The sequence below is a fragment of the candidate division TA06 bacterium genome, assembly GCA_016208585.1.
GTDB lineage: Bacteria > Edwardsbacteria > AC1 > AC1 > EtOH8 > UBA5202.
The window spans coordinates 1-18,773 of sequence record JACQXR010000051.1; the positions used below are offsets into that span (position 1 = coordinate 1).

The following is an 18,773-nucleotide window of genomic DNA, read 5'->3' on the forward strand; positions in this document are numbered from 1 at the left end:
GGTGGACCTTCCCGCAGGTGCCGCACACCGTTTTTTTCCCCGGCGTTTCAGCCGGAGCGCCACTGCCCGGGGATCACCGAATACTCCCTGCAGTTGTACCGGGCGTAAGCCGGGGAAACGGTAGACGTCTTCCAATCGTTGGAACTTCTTCATACCGGAAGTTTACCATATTTTTACCGGGGTTGCTATCAAAGAACTCGTTTACTGCCAACTACTTCAGCTCGCCACCAAGTTCGATTTTACCCACACTCATTGGAGAAAAGCCCAAAAGATTGAGGAACTATGATTAAAACCGAAAGCATCAGCAAAACCTTCTGGGATCAAAAAGGTGGGGAGATTAAGGCGGTATTGCCGATATCTTTGGAAGTCCACCCGGGTGAGGTTTTCGGGCTTCTGGGCCCCAACGGCGCCGGGAAAACTACATTTTTAAGAATGCTGGCTACGGTAATTTCACCTACCGCCGGAACGGCCGCCATCAACGGATTTGACCTGTTGACCCAGCCCGACGATATCAAGAAATCCATCGGATTCCTCTCGGGCAACACTAAGTTATATGGCCGGCTTTCGCCCCGAGAATTATTGGATTATTTCGGTCAACTTTACGATATGATTCCCCGCCAGATTAAACTCCGCTGTCAGGAAATATACAACCTTTTGGATATGAACGATTTTGCCGATCAGCGGATAGAAAGCCTTTCCACCGGGCAGACCCAGAAGACATCGATCGCCCGCTGCATTCTGCACGATCCGCCGGTCTACATCCTGGATGAGCCAACTTTGGGATTGGACATTCTAACCAGCCGTACTATCATTCGGTTTATTCGGGACTCGACCAAAACCGGTAAAACAGTGATCTTCTCCACCCATTACATGGAAGAGGCGGAACTCCTGTGCCACCGGATCGGGCTTATCAACCAGGGGAAGATATTGGATATTGACAACCTGAAGGGTTATCAGCAAAAATCCGGCAAATCGCATCTGGCGGATATTTTTTTGGATTATGTCAGCAATGCCCGGGGGATCAAATTATGAACCTTAAAAAAATCACCGCTGTTTATAAAAAGGAACTTAAGGATACTCTCAGGGATAAGCGGACCATCCTGATGATGTGTTTGGTGCCCATAGTCATGTATCCGGTCCTTTTTGTTTTAATGGGCCAAATCCAGTCGGCAGGAATGGCAAAATTAGAGCTGGAGAAAAGCCGAATTGCGATAAAATCGAAAGCGCCGGTCTATTTGGATTCATTGCTGAAAAATGATGATAATTTATGCATAGTGTCTTCCGAAGATCCTATGGCCGATTTAAAAAATGGCAGTATTCATGGCATTGTTGACATTAAAACCATGACTATCAAAAAATCTCAGGCGATTTCGGATTCCATATTGATTTATTATGACGGGGCGGTGGAGCGTTCGCAGATGGCCAACAGCCGAACAGCCAAATTGGTCGAGCAATACAAAAGGCAGACCCAAAAAGACAATGTCTCCCGGGCCGGTTTGGATACTGCGATACTGGAGCCGTTTGGCTGGCGTTCGGGAAACATCGCGCCTCCTTCCCGTATGGGTGGAAGAATCCTGGGCTTATTAATTCCCCTGTTTTTAGTGATCACTATAGTGATGGGTGCCATGTATCCGGCCATCGACCTAACAGCCGGGGAAAAAGAACGGGGAACCCTGGAGACCATTTTAACGGCGCCTATAGCTAAAATGGACCTGTTCCTGGGTAAATATCTGACCGTTTCCACCATAGCGATCATCACCGGGATTTTGAACCTGGTTTCCATGATGATGACTTTTGGTTTGGGTTTCATACAATTGGGGGCCATATCCGGAAAGATGGATTTTTCCTTAAGCCCGTTGATGTTGGTCCTGATCTTATTTATGTTAATCCCTTTGGCCCTGTTTATTGGCGCCGTCCTGCTTTCGGTTTCGCTGTTCGCCAGATCGTTTAAGGATGCTCAAAATATTATAACCCCGGTTTACCTGGCCTTGATGATGCCGACCTTTATAGCCCTTTCCCCCGGCATCCGGCTGAACGGGTTTCTGGCTCTGGTCCCGATCACCAACATAACCTTGTTGTTTAAAGACCTGCTGTTAAACACTTTTTCCGCAGAGATGATTTTTTTGGTATTTTTATCCAATAGTGTATTCGCTCTGCTGGGCATTATGACGGTAAGCCGGCTTTTCGGCTCCGAGCAGGTTTTAATGGCCGAAGGGAAAGGTCTTCAGTTTTCATTTAAGCGATTCCGGATTAGGCCGGTGGATGTTCTTCCGCTATCCACCGCGGTAATCATTTGCACGATCATAATGATACTGCTCTTTTACGTCGCCGGAGTTCTTCAACTGCGGATGAATCACTGGAGCATGGCGATCACCGAGTGGGGGCTGATCCTTATGCCGGTGTTGTTGTCCCTATGGTATTTTAAAGCGAATTATAGAATGTCGCTGCATTTGAGGGGTTTCAATTTCGGCGCGGGGTTGGGCACAATGTTGCTTTGCATAGGCAGTATGGGATTGACGGTGTGGGTGGGGCTGGTGCAGGCTAAATTATTTCCGGAGTCGGTAAAAGCCCTGGAGCCACTGCAAAAAATGTTGGGCGTAAACGTCTTGGGGATCAGTCCATGGTTGGGAGTGTTTCTATTCGGCTTTGGACCGGGCATCTGCGAAGAGTTGTTTTTTAGGGGAATGCTGTTATCGTCATTTAGGAAAAAGATGGCGCCGGCTGCAGCCATAGTGGCGGTAGCGCTTCTGTTCGGAATTTTCCATATGAGCATTTTTCGTTTTGTGCCCGCATTTCTTTTGGGCATATATCTGACGTATGTCGTTTACCGGACAGGTTCGATATACCTGTCAATCTTGGCCCATACCTTGAACAACAGCTTTGCAGTGCTGCTGATCCATTCGCCGACATTGGCCAGTAAATTCATGTGGTTGACCGGAGAAAAGCCTTTTCCGCCACAGGCCCTGGCGGTAATGACTGGATTGGTTATATTGGGTGTTTTCTGCATCCATCATTCAACAAGATTGACGGACAGTAAATAAAGATGGTGATTTAGATGGACCAGCAACTATTCTTGCAGCGGGTATCTGACATATCAGGGCGGGGTGCCCGAGGTGGAGGAGTTCATCAGGAAGGTCCATAAGTAAAAAACATCAGAAGCCTCGTTTGCGCGGGGCTTTTGGGCCTTGGGGGCGGACCTAACCCCCTGCCCCTTCTTCCTTAGTTTGCAATATATATGCAAAACTCAGGACAGGTGCCGGGAAGGGGTGGCACAAAGTCCCTTCCCTTGTGGGAAAGGAATTTAGGGTTAGGTCAGAAACAAGAAATATGGATAAATTCGGCTTTCTCAAAGGAAAAACGCACCCCGCGCACCGGCTATAACTTATTTATTTGCTAAAAAACGTCTTTATTTATCAATCAAAGAGATTTGCCTTAAATGCTACAAAGCAGTATCCGTGCTTATCTGCGGAGTTTATCTATCCGCTTCAAAGAGACCTACACGCAATATGCTATTGTAAAATAATGAATCACCGAAGTCGCGGTTAGTGTCAAAAGCCTGTACAGATTCAGTGTATTTTTGTACAGTAAAAAGCTAACGGAGAACCCTGTCTTTATTGACTTACAGGAGAAATAGCCTTTGAGAAAGTCGTATATAGCCAGAAATATCAGGCAATCACATTAATTGCACAAAATCTTCAAATGAAAAATTCCGGATATAAAACAAATATTCTTTCCCTCTTCCTCGACGGCTGGCGGCCTTATGCCTGGCTGGCCGCCGTGGGGTTTGTCTTATATGTCCAGACCCTGTTCTTCGGCCTGAGTGGATACGACGACACTCTTTTGATAACCCGGCACTATTACCTGATAAAAGATATCACCAAGATTCCGGCGGCCTTCCTGAACGACGTGGCCTGGGGCAAAAGCCAGCAGTTCTACCGGCCGATGCTGACCCTGTCCTTCATGTTCAATGCCATTTTGGGCTGGAAGAGCGTCTGGTTCTACCATCTGACCAACGTCCTGATGCACCTGGGCTCGGTCCTGCTGGTGTTCTGGCTGCTCAAAAGAATAACCGGGGAGCGGGGCTTGGCCTTCGTGCTTTCACTGCTCTTCGCCGCCCACCCGGCCCTGGCCCCGGCGGCGGCCTGGCTCCCGGGGCGCAACGACCCATTGCTGGGGCTTTTTGTCTTCGGCTCACTGGCCGCGTTGATAAGATACCGGGAAAAAGAAAATTTGCAATGGTACGTTCTGCACCTGTTCCTGTTCCTGGGCGCGCTGTTCACCAAGGAGACCTCGGCGGCCATTCCGGTGGTGTTCCTGGTATTTTTACTTTTGGTTTACGGCAAACAGAAACTAAAACAATACATTTATCTGATCGCCGGCTGGCTGGCCTGTTTGGCAGGGTATTTCATCTTACGAAACTCGGTCCTGCCCCGGATGCCCCCGGTGATGAACACCGCCTCCGAGAACGCGCTGGGTCTGCTGGGATACATCGGTAAGCTGATATTCCCCGTAAACCTTTCGGTGATGCCCATGCCTCAGGATACCCCCTGGTTCATTGGGACGGCGGCCCTGGCGCTGTTCATCGTCCTGTTCGCGCTAAAAGGGATCAGGGGCAGAAAGATATTCTTGGCCGGGCTCTTCTGGTTCGGGGTGTTCCTGATTCCCACCATCTTCCGGATCACCGATTTTGCCAACATGCTGGAACACCGGCTCTACGTGCCTTTTCTGGGGCTTTTGCTGATGGTCTCCCAGGCGGAAGCAGTTTTCCATTTTAGAAAAACATTTTTGACGATGTCAGCCGTTTTATTCATTCTCTTCAGCGCATTCGCAGTATTGCACAGCCGGGACTTTAAGGACCCGCTGTCCTTCTGGCAGAACGCGGTGAAGACCTCGCCCCACTGCACCCTGGCCCACCGCTCGCTGGGGATGATGTATATGGACCGGAAGGATCCGGTTGGCGCGGCCGCACAGTTCCAATCGGGTTTGCAATACGACCCCCAAAACCCCGGGCTGCTGAACGGCCTGGCGCTGGCCCATGTGGATATGGGGAAGACGGGCGAGGCCATTCAATTGCTAAAAACAGCGGTGCAGGCAGAGCCCAACAACCCTTTCAGCCACGACAACCTGGGCACGGCCTGGCTGAAAGCCGGGAACATGGCCGAGGCCGGGCGGGAATATCGGCAGGCGTTTTTGCTAAAGCCGGATGATCCGATGATAATGCTAAATTGCTCGTATGCTCATTATTTGTTGAAGGACATTGATTCGGCTTCGTATTATTACGAGCTGGCGGTGAAGAACGGGCTGGCGCGGGATCCAGGGATAGAGGGAAGGCTGAAGGGGGCGGGGCGGAATAGGAAAAAATGAGAGTTGGCCTTTAAGGGAATAAAATATTTTATTAAAATATATAACGTGCCGGACTAACAACCGGCATTTTTCTTTCCTTAAAACCGTCCCAAAAATATTCCAATAAAATGCTTGCTTAAAACAGTTTGTTGATATAAAATATACCGTTAAACTCCGCAACTACGCCTGCACAAAAATTCCATAAAAATACCCCAAACAAGGAGGTATCATATGCCGCCATCCAGGAAAAAACCGGGGCTTTTGCCCGCCCGGCCCGCCAGGGCCGCGCTGCTGCCCACCGCCAAGAGCGAGCTCTCCAGCCTTAAGATGAAGCTCAAAGTGCTCCAGCGGGTCAACGAGATCGCCGCCAGCACCTTCGAGGTCCAGCCCCTTTTAGACCGGGCCATGGACCTGGTGACCGAGATCGCGCCCTCGGAGGCCGGGTCGCTGCTGCTGTTGTCCTCCGACCGTTCGTACTTAAAATTCTCCATCGTCAAGGGGCCGGCCGCGCACAAGCTGGAGGGGCTGGAGATTCCCATCGGCCAGGGCATCGCCGGCTGGGTGGCCAAGACCGGGATCCCGCTGACCGTCAACGACGTCCAGAGCGAGCCCAAGTGGAAGAAGGAGATCGCCGACAACGTGGAGTTCCCCACCCGCAGCATTCTCTGCGTGCCGCTAAAATCGCGGGCCGAGGTCATCGGCGTGGTGGAGCTGATCAACAAACTCCGGGCCGAAGATTACAACGACGACGACCTGGAGATCATCGAACTTTTAGGGGCCCACCTTTCCACTCTGATCGAGAACAGCCGGCTCTATTCCGAGGCCCGGGAAAAGGTGGAGAGGATCACCGCCATGGCCGAGACCAGCGCGCTGATCTCGTCCTCGCTGGACGTCAAGCGGGTGCTGGAGACCGTGATGACGGTGGCCAAGGACGTGATCGACGCCGAGGCCTCCTCCATCTTCCTTTACAACGAGGATAAGAACGATTTTTACTTTGAGATCGCCACCGGAGACGCCGGAGACGCGGTCAAGCAGATCCGCGTTCCCTGGGGCAAGGGGATGGTAGGCTGGGCGGCCGAGCACATGCAGACGCTTCTGGTTCCCGATGTCACCAAGGACCCGCGGTTCTATTCCAAGGTGGACGAGAAATCGAAATTCATCACCCGTAACGCCATCACCGTGCCCCTAAAGCCCAAGAACAAACTGATCGGGGTGGCCCAGGTGCTCAATAAAAAGGGCGGGCTGTTCACCCGCGAGGACGTCGAATTGTTCGAGACCCTGGCCCGCCAGGCGGCGGTGGCCATCGAGAACGCCAGCCTGTACACCGACCTGCAGGAACTTTTCCTGAACTCCATCCGGACCGTGGTCAGCTTGATCGACGCCAAGGACGACTACACCGCCGGCCATTCCTCCCGGGTTACCAAGTATTCCATGATGATCGCCGACCAGCTGGGCTTCGCCTCCGAGGACCGCAAGCGGCTGGAGCTGGCGGCCCTGCTGCACGATGTGGGCAAAATCGGGATGCCGGACGCCATCTTAAAGAAACCTTCCGGTCTGACTAACGAGGAGTTCGCCATCGTCAAGGATCATCCCAACAAGGGGGCCGAGGCCCTGGAGCCCATCAAGCAGATGAAGGACATCATCCCCGGGGTCAGGCACCACCACGAGAAGCTGGACGGGCGCGGCTATCCGGATGGCCTGGCCGGCGACAGGGTGCCCATGGACGCCCAGATCATCTGCGTGGGCGACTCCTACGACGCCATGAACTCCGACCGCCCGTATCGGAAAGGGCTGGGGATGGAGGAGTCGGTCAAACGCCTGCGCCAGGACGCCGGAACCCAGTTCAACCCGGCCCTGGTGGAGGCCTTCGTCAAAGCGCTGGAAAAGGAGGCTAAAAAATGAGCGAGGCCAACCGCAGTAAAAAATCAGTAGGCGCACTGGTGGGGATCGGAGTGGTGGCCGTGGTGCTGGCCATCTCCTATTTAGTTCCGGGGCTGTTCCAGGGAATGGAGAATAAAAGCTACGATCTGCGCTACCGTTTAAGGGTGGGCCAGACCAACGAACAGGACATCGAGGATGTGGTGATCGTGGACATCGACGACGCCTCGCTGGCCCAGTTGGGGCGGTTCCAGAACTGGCCCCGGCTTTATCACGCCAAAGTGGCCGATTACCTGGCCCAGGGCGGGGCGGCGGCGGTGGCCTTCGACATTTTTTTTGTGGAAAGCGATAGCCTGAAACCGGACATGGTCCAGCTGTACCAGGATGCCAAGGGGGAGCAGATCCGGGCAAAACTCTCCCTGAGCAAGCCTTTCAAGCCGGTGGCCGAAAAAACCCCGGAGTTGATCGGCGCCGTGCTGGAGAACTGGGGCTATGACCAGGATTTCGGGGCGGCCACCGCCCAGTCCGGGATAGTATATTTCCCCTTCTATTTTACCACCGGCAAGCTGAAGGACAGTTCTGATATGACGGCCCGGCGCTGGGCTTATAAACTGTCCCCAGAGGCCGCCGAAAAATACCAATGGATAAAATCCCAGGGCGACTTGTACGCCATAGGGCAGATGACCGCGCCGATACCGGTGCTGCTGGAATCGGCCAGAGGAACCGGCTACTATAACATCGAGCCCGACGACGACGGGGTGGCCCGGAGCATTCCCCTGTTCCTGGCCATCAGCGACCGCTGTTATCCCTCCATGGACTTCCAGATAGTGCTGGACAAGCTGGGGGTCAAAAAAGAGGAGGTTACGGTGGAGCTGGGCCGGTACATCAAGGCCGGGGACAAGCTGAAGATACCGATTGATCAGGACGGCCGGATGCTAATAACCTATTTCGGGCAGTATAAAAAATTCCGCTATATCTCCTACTCCGATGTGCTGACCGAGCAGGTGCCGGCCGAGTATTTCAAGGACAAGATAGTCATCGTCGGGGCCACCGCCGCCGGCCTGATGGACCTTCGGGTGGTGCCGTTCTCCAACGTCTTCCCCGGCCCCGAGATCCACGCCAACATCATGGAGACCCTGTTGACCGGACGGTTCGTCCGGGCGGTTCCCTGGCACATTCAGTTGGTCGTTTTGGTGCTGATAGGCCTTTTAACTGTGGTCGTCTCCCTGCGCTTCAAACCGCTGGCGGCCGGGTTGACCCTGTTCGGGCTGGTGATGGCCTATTTCATTACGGCCACCGTGATGTTTGACAAATCGCTGATCTGGGTGGAGATGGTTCGGCCTTTGGCGGTGGTGCTGTTTACCAACATGGTCATCCTGGGTTACCGCTATCTGACCGAGGAAAAACAGAAACTGTGGATCAAGAACATGTTCCAGGGCTACATGTCCAAAGACCTGGTGGACAAGATCATGGCTAATCCCGAGATGCTGCTGATGGGCGGCGACAAGAAAGAGGTCACCGTCTTCTTCTCTGACATCAAGGGCTTTTCTTCGTTCTCCGAGAAACTGGGAACACCTGAACGCTTGATCGCCCTGATCAACGAGTACCTGGGGGCCATGTCCGATGTGGTGCTGGAATTCGGCGGGTACATCAGCAAGTACGAGGGCGACGCCATCATGGCCTTCTGGGGCGCGCCCACCGACGATCCCAAACACGCCGAGACCTGCATCAAGTGCGTCTGGGCCATGAACCAGCGCCTGCAGATCCTGAACGCCGACCTGGCCAAGCGCAACATGCCGAATTTGTTCACCCGGTTCGGCCTGAATACCGGCATGGTAACGGTAGGCAACGTGGGCTCGGAGAAAAAGAAAAGCTACACCGCCATGGGCGACTCCATTAATCTGGGTTCGCGATTAGAGGGGGCCAACAAGGAGTACAATACGGCCATCATGATGTCCGAGTTCACCTACGCCAAGGTCAAGGGCCTTTATCCGGTGAGGGAGCTGGACCTGCTGAGGGTGGTGGGCAAGGAACAGCCGGTGCGGGTCTACGAACTTTTAGGCCTGTCCGCTGCCGATGTGTCGAATAAGAAAATGAAAGCGGTGGAGATCTACTTAAAGGGCCTGGAACTATACCGGACCAAGCAGTGGGACGCGGCCATCGCCCTGTTCCGGCAGACGCTGGAGGTGGATCCCGAGGACGGCCCCAGCCAGGTCTACATCGGCCGCTGCGAGGACTTCAAAGTGCTGCCGCCGCCGGAGAACTGGGACGGGGTGTTCGTGATGAAAACCAAGTAGATAACGGCGAACGGATAACAGATCACTGGGGGGCCGTCATTGCGGGAGGGCATTGATGCCGGACAAAAGCCTGCACTGAGTTGATAGGCTGAGCAAGCTCGAAGCCCCGGCCCTTGAATGGCTACCGAAGCGAAACAATCAAAAGCGTGTCATTCCCGGCGCTTGCCCCGCCAAGGCGGCCTGTGCGTTGGTACACAAAGAAACGAGAGTACCAGTTCGAAAAAACATTATCATCCGCGCTAATAAGGCGTGGACCGGATGCGGGGAATATTTTAATGCTCTTAACCGTATATTAAGACGAACTCATTACAAGGAGAACGGCCATGAAACGGTTCTTCGTATCTCTGATCATGCTCTTGTTACTGGCAGCCGCCAGCGCGTCCGCCCAGGCGGTCAAGGACAGGGGCGGAAAAAATGCGACCCTTAAGGCAGCGGATGAAACGGCCAAGCCCGTGCCCCCGAAGAAAGGCTTGGGAACGATAACCGGCACGGTGACGGACGCCGACTCCAAGGAACCTTTGCCCGGGGCCGTGGTCAAGCTCCTTGGCACGGAGTTTGGCGCGAATACTGATTCCACTGGCCGCTTCATCATCACTAATGTGAAGCCGGGGACATATACCATCCAGGCAAAGATGATGGGCTTTGCCTCGATGACGGTCACAAAAATAAAAGTAGAAAAAGGTTATACGGTTCAGATTGATTTTCCTCTGCGGGCCCAAGTACTTGAAAGCGTGGGTGGCGTCATTGAAGCCACCAGGCCCATGGTCATAACCGACGCAAAGACAAAGACCACGGTGATCAACACTGGCGCAGCAGCACCTACGAAACCGGGCGAACCGGCAAAACCGGGCGATAAAGGCGCGGCCGGCGGCAGATCTGATGAAATAGCCTATTTTAAAGATGGCGAAAAAAAGACAGCGGCATTGACAGAAACGGGTTCTGCTAGTTCGGCAACCAGCGGAAAAAGCAGGGATGACGGCAAGATTCCTAAGCCCGCTGCCCCGGCAGCATCAATGGAAGAACACCCGCCCGAAACGCCGCTGCCGGTTTCAGCGCCCCGTCCCCGCCCGGCCTCGCCCGGGATGAAGGCGGGCTCGAACGACGACAACAAACAGTTCAACTACTACCTCGGCTACCTGGAGAGGTTCCAACACATACGCGCGGCCAAAGTCGACGTCTCGGGCCGGGTGGTGTTCACGGTCACGGACGCGGACGGCAGGCCAATCGCCAACTGTCCGCTAGCGATCAAGGACGGCCAGGGCGCGGTTCTGGCCAGGCGCAAAACCTACGCCGACGGCCGGGCGATGTTCTTCACCACCGAAAAATCAGATTTCAAGCGCCAGGACCTGGAAGTGGCTGCGACCGGCAACCAGGAAACCGTTGCACAACGGTTTTCGCACAACGGAAAAAGCCTGATCGAGCTCAAGTTCAAACAGCGCCGCCCGACATTCAACAACGTGCCGCTGGACGTGGTCTTTTTGCTGGACTGCACCGGCAGCATGGGCGATGAGATCGCGCGGCTAAAATCGACCCTGCAGGTGATAAACTTTCAGGTGTCGCAGCTGCCGTCCAAGCCGGCAGTGCGGTTCGGCATGGTCCAGTACCGGGACCGGGGGGACGAATACGTCACCCGCGTCACTCCGTTCACGGCGGGTATAGACAAATTCCAAAAGGCGCTCGACGCGGTATCGGCCGGCGGCGGCAACGACGAGCCCGAGGACCTGCAGTCGGGGCTGAAGGACGCGGTCACGGGCATGGCCTGGCGCGATGACGCCTGCAAACTGGTATTCCTGGTAGCCGACGCGCCGCCGCATCTGGATTACCGGGACCAGACCTACGGCTACGGAGACGCCATGCGCGGAGCGGCGGCCAGCGCCATCAAGATCATTACCGTAGGCGCCAGCGGCCTCAACGACCAGGGCGAGTATGTGTTCCGGCAGCTGTCCCAGTATACCATGGGCCAGTTCATCTTCCTGACCTACGGTGAAACCGGCGAGGTCTCGGGCGGGGGCACGGCCGCGGTCAGCCACCACACCGGCAGCAATTTTCAGACCGAAAACCTGGACGCCATCATCGTCCGGATCATCAAGCAGGAGCTGGCCAACTACGGCGACGGAATCATCGAGCCGGACCAGGAGTACTTCGAGACCAATGCCGGCGGCGGCAACAAGGACGACGTGCTCAAGGAACTGTTCGCCGAAGGCATCAGGCAGCTGCTGGACTACTCCATCGTCCGCATCGACGAGAGCACGCCGGCCGCAGTAATGCCGGTCGCCTTCAGCGACGATTCCCTGAGATCCAAAGCCGAGGTCCTCGAGGATAATATCGTGCTGAACCTGGCGCCGGTCAAGGCGTTCCGGCTGGTCGAGCGGAAGGATCTGCGCCAGATAATGGGAGAGCAAAAGCTCAACCTTACCGGCGCTTTTGATAGTGAGAGGTCGGTCGAGGTGGGCAAGCTAATCGGAGCAAAAATATTGATCCTGCCGAAGCTCCATCAGGGAAAAGACAAACTGGAACTATATCTTAAAATGGTGAAGGTGGAGACCGGGGAGATAATGTCGATTACTTTGCTTAAAATAGATGACTGGTTGATATAACATGTTTTACCACGGTGCCTTTTAAGGTTGAGAGTATGAGGCATGCCGAAGGCTGGATCATTCTCAACTTCTCATATTCTTAACTTCTGAAATATAAAAGGGAGCATATAGACCTCCATGGCCAATCAACCATATCAGGTAAAACTTGAAATCTTCGAAGGCCCTTTGGACCTGCTGTTGTACCTCATCAAACAGCAGGAGGTGGACATCTACGACATCCCCATCGCCCGCATCACCCAGCAGTATCTGGAATACATCGAGATCATAAAGTCGCTGGACCTGGAGGTGGCCGGGGAGTTCCTGGTGATGGCCGCCACCCTAATCAAGATCAAGTCCAAGATGCTGCTGCCGCGGCACGAGGAGCTTGAAGGGCCGGAAGCCGAGGACCCGAGGCGCGACCTGGTGCAGCAGCTTTTGGAGTATAAAAAATTCAAGGAAGCGGCCAGCCGGCTGGAGGAGCGCGAGGAGCACCAGAGGCTGATGTATCCCCGGCCCAAGGGCGCCTTTGAAAAACAGGCGGAGCCACCGGCCGAGTCCCCCAAGCCCGAGGTGGAACTATTGGACCTGCTGCAGGCCTTCCGCCAGGTGGTGGAACGGATCGACAAGGTCAAACTCTACCAGATAGTGGGCGAGGACATCACCATCGAGGAACGGCTGAACTTTGTGCTGAAAGAGATCAGCGTGAAAAAGAAAATGAAATTCTCAGACCTATTTGTGAACGAGACCCGGAAACTGATGATGGTGGTCACGTTCTTCGCCCTGCTGGAACTGATTAGGCTGGGCCATGTAACGGTGACACAGGAAGGGCTGTTCGGAGATATCCTGATCTGCAAGGTGGAGGCCGACGGGCAGATGGCCCTGGAATGATGATGCTCACTGCAGAACACCAGGATGGCACCAGCCTGAGAACATCGAGCATGGCACTGAGGCACCGTTAAACTGATGCACTTCGGTAGAACAAGACATATAATTATTATTCTGGCCGCGCTCGGGGCCGTCTGTTTATCGCCGGCCCTGGGCCAGGATATGGATTCCCAGGAGGGCCAGCTCAAGGCCATCCGCCAGAAACTGGCCGAGGCCCGGGAGCGGGCCCAGGAGCTGAAGGGCCAGGAGAAGAACATCCTGGGCCAGATGGAACGGCTGGCCGAGCAGATCAACCTGACCCGTCAGGTGCTGGAGGCCTTAAGGGACAAGGAGGCCCGGCTTAATTCCGAGGTCAGGAAATTAGACGGACAGATGTTGAAGGCCGAGTCCCAGATGGTCCGACGCCAGGCCCTGATGGAGACCCGGATCCGGCAGATGTACAAGCAGGGCCGGCTTTACGAATGGGAGGCGCTGGTGACCCGGGCCAGTTTTGTCGACATCGTCAAGCGGTACAAATATCTCCGACTCTTTTCCCTGCAGGACCGGCGGCTTTATGAGACCATCAGGGAAGAGCGGACCCAGATATCCCGGGACAAGGCCGACCGCCAGGAAAGGCTGATTACCCTGGCCCAGGTGCGGGGCGAGACCGAACGGGAGATGGCGAACCTTAAGGATGACGAGCAGCAGCAAAAAAGGCTGCTGGACAAGGTCCGCCAGGAAAAAGCATCCAAAGAAGCCCTGGTGAAAGAACTGGCGGCCGCGGCCAAAAAACTGCAAAGCCTGATCGACGACCTGGAGCGGCAGCGCAAGGCCGAACTGCAGCGGCGCAAAAAAACGGTCCCGGCCCCCGGCGCCACCGTGCTGGAACGCAAGCAGGGGGGCCTTTTGTGGCCGGCCGAGGGAAAGCTTTATTCCAGCTTCGGTCTCAAGAAACACGCCAAGTACAACACGTACATCCAGAACAACGGCATCGACATCCTTTCCACCTACGGTTCGACGGTGGCGGCGGTGGCCCCGGGTAAAGTCGTATACGCCGAGAGGTTCCTGGGATACGGCAACGTCATCCTGATAGACCACGACGGCGGATATTACACTCTGTACGGAAACCTGACCGACATGCTGGTCTTTACCGGGTCGGCCGTGGCCGAGGGTCAGGTGATAGCCAGGGTCGGGGGCAACCTGGACGGCCCCCTCATGCATTTTGAGGTGCGCAAGGGCGGCAAACCGGTGGATCCGGTCCCATGGCTGAAAAGAAAAAAGGGGAATTAATCGATGAATACGCCCAGCAGCTGGAGCAGGAGTTGAGGGAAAAATATCGGGGTAAAAAGGAGATCGAAGAGATTTTGGAATGAAGCTCCTCGCAGCGAGCTGCGAGGTATCTCAAGGAAATATTTTATCTAAATGAAAACCTTACGGTTTTCAAACTTTCCCGTATAAGGTAAAATTTAGGAAACTTTCAAAAGTCCGAAATATATTTCAACCGCTGTCTGGAAATCAATAGCCGCAGCGACAACGCCCTTGGCGATTCCTTTGTCCTGGCCGGCCTGGCCTGTCTGCAGGCCGAGTGGAAGGACTACACCCGGACAGAGGTTTTGTACCGGCGCGCCCAGGTGAAAGCCATGGCAGTAAAAAGCAAAGTGCGTGAGGCCGGTATCTTGGCCAACAGGGCTGTTTTATATTGCAGATTGGGAAAGACCGACCAGGCTTTACAGCAGGTGGATCGGGCTATTGAGATTTACGAACAAACAGGCAGGATCTCATCCTAAAGGCATCAAATCATAAAGGCCCGAATCTGGTATCAAATGGCGGATCAGGAGCCGGAGCGGAAGGAAGATGCTTTTTATCTTTTGGAACAAACCATTGCCCAACCTATAATAATCATTGATGACGAGCAGGATTTATCTTCCCAGGAAATAGCTTTGGAAGCGTATACCTTGCTGGTTCGGATAGGTTTGGATAAAAATGATCCGTTTAATCCATTTCTTTCAATCGTTTCAGATAGAACGCCTTGGGGGAGCCTTGATACGCTTTATTCAACAGACATCTGGCCTGTTCCCGATGCTGGCCATCTCTGCTCAGCAAAAAAAGCTGGCAGTATATCTCGCCCTGTTGGTCATCATCGGAATATGACGGCAGTAAAGCTTTCAGCCCCTCAAGGCCCCGGTCTTTATCCGTCAGTCCGGCTATTTTGGCCGCCAGTACCTCGGCGGAAAATCTCAGCGCGGGGATCTTCACTGCCAGGGTCAGCGGCAGGACCTGGCTGATGGCCTGACCGGCTTTTTGTTCCTGGTTCGATTCAAAATACAATTCGGCCAAATCCAACAGACTGGAACACAACAGCGAAGAAGAATTGACCTCCCGGGCTAAGGCCACGGCCTGAAGGCAGAATTCTTCCGATCTGGAATATTCCTTTAGGCTCCTGTATACTTCGCTCAGGCCGCAGTCGGCATCGATGATATACTCCTTGTTGTTGATCTCCCGGGCTATGTCCAGCTGCCGCCGAAAAGCCTCAAGGGCCTGGTCGTAATCTTCCAGCTCCAGTTTCATCGCTCCAATGTTTCCCAGGGTATGGCTGATGCCACGCATATCGTTAAGGTCCCGGCAGACATCCAACTGTCTCTGGAAGCAGTTCATGGCCTTGGTGTAATTTCCCCTAAGGCGGTGAACGACGCCCATGTTTCCCGTGGCCCGGCCGATTTCCCTTTTATTGCCCAGACCCTCGGCCAGCCCGAGGTGTTTTTCAATATGGTGCAGAGCCTGATCGTATTGTCCCATGTTTTCATACACGACCCCGATATTCCCCTGGACCACAGCCAGGCCGTTTTTTTCGCCCAGCTCCTGGCAGATGCGCAGTTGTTCCTGGTAGAGCTTTAGGGCCTCTTCGTAATTTCCCATTTTCAGATGCACGACGCCCAGTGTCAGATAAGCGTCGCCAATGCCCGCCTTATCGCCCATCCGCTGGGCGATGGCCAGCTTTTTCTTCGCGTGCTCCATGGCCCGGGCGTAGTCGCCCTGCTCCCAGTATGTGAATGCCAGCCGGTTCTGGGCCTGGCTCAGCCCCATTTGGTCGTCCAGGGCAGCGGCTAATTCTATCTGCCGGTTGTAACAGGAGACCGCTTCCCGATAATCGCTCTGCAGGGCTGCGATCTGCCCGAGCTGTCCGATAGCCCGGGCGGTCTCTAATGTATCTCCCATCTTTTCCAGCAATTCCAGCTGGTCCTGATAATATCTCTTGGCCTTTGCATAATCGCCCTGATTGATGCAGATGATCCCCAGGTTGCCCATCACCCGGCTGATCCCCCGCTCGTTTTTCAGCTGACGGTACGTTTCATCCGCTACGGCCAACATCGGCCGGGCCCGCTCAAACTCACCCATCTTCAGCAACAGCTGGCTCAGGCTTACTTGACAGTCGGCAACCAGATTCCGATCGTTACCCTGGCTGGTTTGGCTTACGTCGCGCTGTCGGATTTCTTCGGCTCGGGCCCACTGGCCCACCAGCTCCAGCACTTCGGCCTTTGAACTGAGTACGGATAGCGGGTGGTATCGGACTTCCTTGCTTGGCGCGGCGAGAGCAAGCCAGAGCTTTTTATATCGGCGTTTCTTGGCCATGGTTCGATACGGACATAATCACAGTTCGAAGAACGGATATATAAAGCCCTGACGGATATCGCCAGGGCTTTCAAGTTGTCCGGCCTATTTCTTCCCGTTAAGCACCAGCTTTCTGGTGTATGGTATCAGCCCTCCGGCGTCGATGATGGCCTGGCGGGCCTTGGGCAGGGCCACGATGTCAAAGCTTTTGCCGGTGGTCTGGTTGACCACCCGGCCGTTCTCGATCTCCAGTTCGTCTCCCTCGCTGGCCTCGATGTTGGGACAGATCACCATGTACAGTCCTACATTGATAGAGTTCTGTAAAAATATCCGGGAAAAGTTCTTGGCGATCACCTTTAATCCCCAGCCCACCAAACAGGAGGCGGCCTGTTCCCGCGAGGAGCCGCAGCCGAAATTCTTGTCGGCCACGATGAAACTGCCGGGCTCGATCTGCTTGGCCTTGAGTTTCTTGTTGAACTCGGCGTCGTCTACGAAAGCGAATTGGGGGGTTTCGGCGGGCAGCACCGTGGCCATGTAGCGGCCGGGATAGATGATATCGGTGGAGATATCGGCGCCTAATTTCAAAACAACTTTACCCATCTTTATTTCCTCCCCTTCTTGGCAGTTTTCTTGGCTTTTTTCATGGCCTTCTTGGCTGGCTTGGCGGTTCGTTTTACGTTTAACGTTTTACGTTTAACGTTCTTGGCCTTCGGTGCCGGGCTTACAGTGCGGGGATCGGTGATCTCTCCCGTAATGGCCGAGGCCGCGGCGGTGGCCGCCGAGCACAGGTAGACCTCGGCATTGGGATTGCCCATCCGCCCTTTGAAATTCCTGTTGGTGGTGGCCAGGGCCTTGTCGCCGTCGGCCAAAGCGCCCTGGTGCACGCCCAGGCAGGGGCCGCAGCCGGAGTTCATCACCACCGCGCCGGCCTGCATGAATGTTTCCACATAGCCTTTCTTCAGGGCCTGCTGATAGATTCTGGTCGAGGCCGGGAACACCAGCATCCGGACGCTGCGGGCCAATTTCTTGCCTTTTAAGATAGCGGCGGCGATGGCCAGGTCGTCCAGACGGCCGTTGGTGCAGGAGCCGATCACGATCTGCTGGACCTTGATTCCCTTGGCGGCGCCCACCGGTTTGACGTTGTCCACGGTGTGGGGAAAGGCGATCTGGGGCGAAAGTGCGGAGGCGTCGATCTCCACTACCTGTTCGTAGACCGCGTCTGCGTCCGGACCGAACAGTTCCGGAATATTCTTGACCCCGGCTTCCTGTTTTAAGTAGCGGATGGTCTCGGCATCCGGCGGAACGATGCCGGCAGTGGCCCCGGCTTCTACCGTCATATTGCAGAGCACCAGGCGGCCCGAGGTGGACATCTTTTTGATGGTCTCGCCGTGGAACTCGATCACTTTAAAGTTGGCGCCTTCGGCGGATAGTTTTCCGATAAGATGCAGGATGATATCCTTGGGCTCAACGTATTTGGGAAGGGTTCCGTTTACCACCACTTTGATGGTCCCCGGCACTTCCACGTTAAGGATCTTGCCCAAGGCCCAGACCGCGGCCATCTCGGTGGCCCCGATGCCGAAGGAGAAGGCACCCAAAGCCCCGTGGCTGGTGGTATGGCTGTCGGTGCCCACCACCACCGAACCCGGCAGCACGTAGCCGTTCTCGGGCAGTATCTGGTGGCAAATGCCACCCTCGTCGCCCCGGATGTCGTGGAACTTGGCGATGCCCTGTCTGGCCACGAACTCGCGGATATTCTTCTGGTTCCCGGCGGTCTTGCTGCTCTCGGCCGGCACCCGGTGGTCGAAGATGATGGCGATCTTCGACGGGTCCCAGACGTTGGCCGGCTGGCCGGTGCCCTGGTAGATCTCTGAAAATTGGTTGATTACCAGCGCGCCATTCTCGTGGGACATGGCCAGGCTGACCTTGGGCTCGACCACGTCGTTCACCTTGACGGAGGCCTGGCCGGTGGCCTTGGCCAGGATCTTTTGGACCATTGTCATTCCCATAGCTTCTCCTAATTAGCTGAGTGTTTTTCTCTAACGACAAGCATGTTGTGGTTAGTATCGGCTTTGTTGCGTGAATAAGGGGTAATTTGGTATAATCGGCCGTGATTAACGAACTGAAAGGGGCCAGAAGGTGAAAACATCGCTCAACAATCAAAAAGGCATCACACATAAAACCAAGAAAAAGGCCCGGTATAAAATAA

Annotated in this window: 11 protein-coding genes; 8 read left to right on the forward strand and 3 right to left on the reverse strand. The window is 54.7% G+C overall.

Annotation, left to right across the window (positions count from 1 at the left end):
- Positions 1–282: 282 nt before the first annotated feature.
- The 8 genes from HY768_04230 to HY768_04265 all read left to right on the forward strand — a co-directional run bounded on the left by HY768_04230 (position 283) and on the right by HY768_04265 (position 14,248).
- Positions 283–1,032 carry an ATP-binding cassette domain-containing protein gene (locus HY768_04230; protein MBI4726424.1) on the forward strand — a complete coding sequence of 250 codons (750 nt, stop codon included), beginning with the start codon at positions 283–285 and terminating at the stop codon, positions 1,030–1,032.
- Positions 1,029–3,041 (forward strand): CPBP family intramembrane metalloprotease, encoded by a 2,013-nt coding sequence (locus HY768_04235; GenBank protein MBI4726425.1) that lies wholly within the window; start codon positions 1,029–1,031, stop codon positions 3,039–3,041. The genes HY768_04230 and HY768_04235 overlap by 4 nt, the downstream gene beginning before the upstream one ends.
- 658 nt (positions 3,042–3,699) lie before the next feature.
- Positions 3,700–5,364: a tetratricopeptide repeat protein gene (locus tag HY768_04240; protein ID MBI4726426.1), complete on the forward strand. Its 1,665-nt coding sequence runs from the start codon at positions 3,700–3,702 to the stop codon at positions 5,362–5,364.
- A 210-nt stretch (positions 5,365–5,574) separates the two neighbouring features.
- Positions 5,575–7,245 (forward strand): GAF domain-containing protein, encoded by a 1,671-nt coding sequence (locus HY768_04245; protein ID MBI4726427.1) that lies wholly within the window; start codon positions 5,575–5,577, stop codon positions 7,243–7,245.
- Positions 7,242–9,518: an adenylate/guanylate cyclase domain-containing protein gene (locus HY768_04250; protein MBI4726428.1), complete on the forward strand. Its 2,277-nt coding sequence runs from the start codon at positions 7,242–7,244 to the stop codon at positions 9,516–9,518. The genes HY768_04245 and HY768_04250 overlap by 4 nt, the downstream gene beginning before the upstream one ends.
- Positions 9,519–9,841: 323 nt before the next feature.
- Positions 9,842–12,115, forward strand: a complete 2,274-nt coding sequence (locus HY768_04255; protein ID MBI4726429.1) for a carboxypeptidase regulatory-like domain-containing protein — start codon at positions 9,842–9,844, stop codon at positions 12,113–12,115.
- A gap of 117 nt (positions 12,116–12,232) precedes the next feature.
- Positions 12,233–12,982 carry a segregation/condensation protein A gene (locus HY768_04260; protein MBI4726430.1) on the forward strand — a complete coding sequence of 250 codons (750 nt, stop codon included), beginning with the start codon at positions 12,233–12,235 and terminating at the stop codon, positions 12,980–12,982.
- Positions 12,983–13,057: 75 nt separating this feature from the next.
- Entirely contained in the window at positions 13,058–14,248 is a 1,191-nt protein-coding gene (locus HY768_04265) for a peptidoglycan DD-metalloendopeptidase family protein (GenBank protein ID MBI4726431.1), read from the forward strand.
- A gap of 702 nt (positions 14,249–14,950) precedes the next feature.
- Here HY768_04265 and HY768_04270 read toward each other — a convergent pair.
- The 3 genes from HY768_04270 to HY768_04280 all read right to left on the reverse strand — a co-directional run bounded on the left by HY768_04270 (position 14,951) and on the right by HY768_04280 (position 18,573).
- Positions 14,951–16,588, reverse strand: a complete 1,638-nt coding sequence (locus tag HY768_04270) for a tetratricopeptide repeat protein (protein MBI4726432.1) — start codon at positions 16,586–16,588, stop codon at positions 14,951–14,953.
- An 84-nt stretch (positions 16,589–16,672) separates the two neighbouring features.
- Positions 16,673–17,173, reverse strand: a complete 501-nt coding sequence (locus tag HY768_04275) for a 3-isopropylmalate dehydratase (protein MBI4726433.1) — start codon at positions 17,171–17,173, stop codon at positions 16,673–16,675.
- The gene (locus HY768_04280; GenBank protein MBI4726434.1) at positions 17,170–18,573 is read right to left on the reverse strand and encodes a 3-isopropylmalate dehydratase large subunit; all 1,404 of its coding nucleotides are present in this window, start codon (positions 18,571–18,573) and stop codon (positions 17,170–17,172) included. The genes HY768_04275 and HY768_04280 overlap by 4 nt, the downstream gene beginning before the upstream one ends.
- Between the last annotated feature and the right edge of the window lie 200 nt (positions 18,574–18,773).

Coding starts and splice junctions, on each gene's coding strand:
- HY768_04230 (MBI4726424.1), top strand. CDS start 283: ATGATTAAAACCGAAAGCATCAGCAAAACCTTCTGGGATCAAAAAGGT.
- HY768_04235 (MBI4726425.1), top strand. CDS start 1,029: ATGAACCTTAAAAAAATCACCGCTGTTTATAAAAAGGAACTTAAGGAT.
- HY768_04240 (MBI4726426.1), top strand. CDS start 3,700: ATGAAAAATTCCGGATATAAAACAAATATTCTTTCCCTCTTCCTCGAC.
- HY768_04245 (MBI4726427.1), top strand. CDS start 5,575: ATGCCGCCATCCAGGAAAAAACCGGGGCTTTTGCCCGCCCGGCCCGCC.
- HY768_04250 (MBI4726428.1), top strand. CDS start 7,242: ATGAGCGAGGCCAACCGCAGTAAAAAATCAGTAGGCGCACTGGTGGGG.
- HY768_04255 (MBI4726429.1), top strand. CDS start 9,842: ATGAAACGGTTCTTCGTATCTCTGATCATGCTCTTGTTACTGGCAGCC.
- HY768_04260 (MBI4726430.1), top strand. CDS start 12,233: ATGGCCAATCAACCATATCAGGTAAAACTTGAAATCTTCGAAGGCCCT.
- HY768_04265 (MBI4726431.1), top strand. CDS start 13,058: ATGCACTTCGGTAGAACAAGACATATAATTATTATTCTGGCCGCGCTC.
- HY768_04270 (MBI4726432.1), bottom strand. CDS start 16,588: ATGGCCAAGAAACGCCGATATAAAAAGCTCTGGCTTGCTCTCGCCGCG.
- HY768_04280 (MBI4726434.1), bottom strand. CDS start 18,573: ATGGGAATGACAATGGTCCAAAAGATCCTGGCCAAGGCCACCGGCCAG.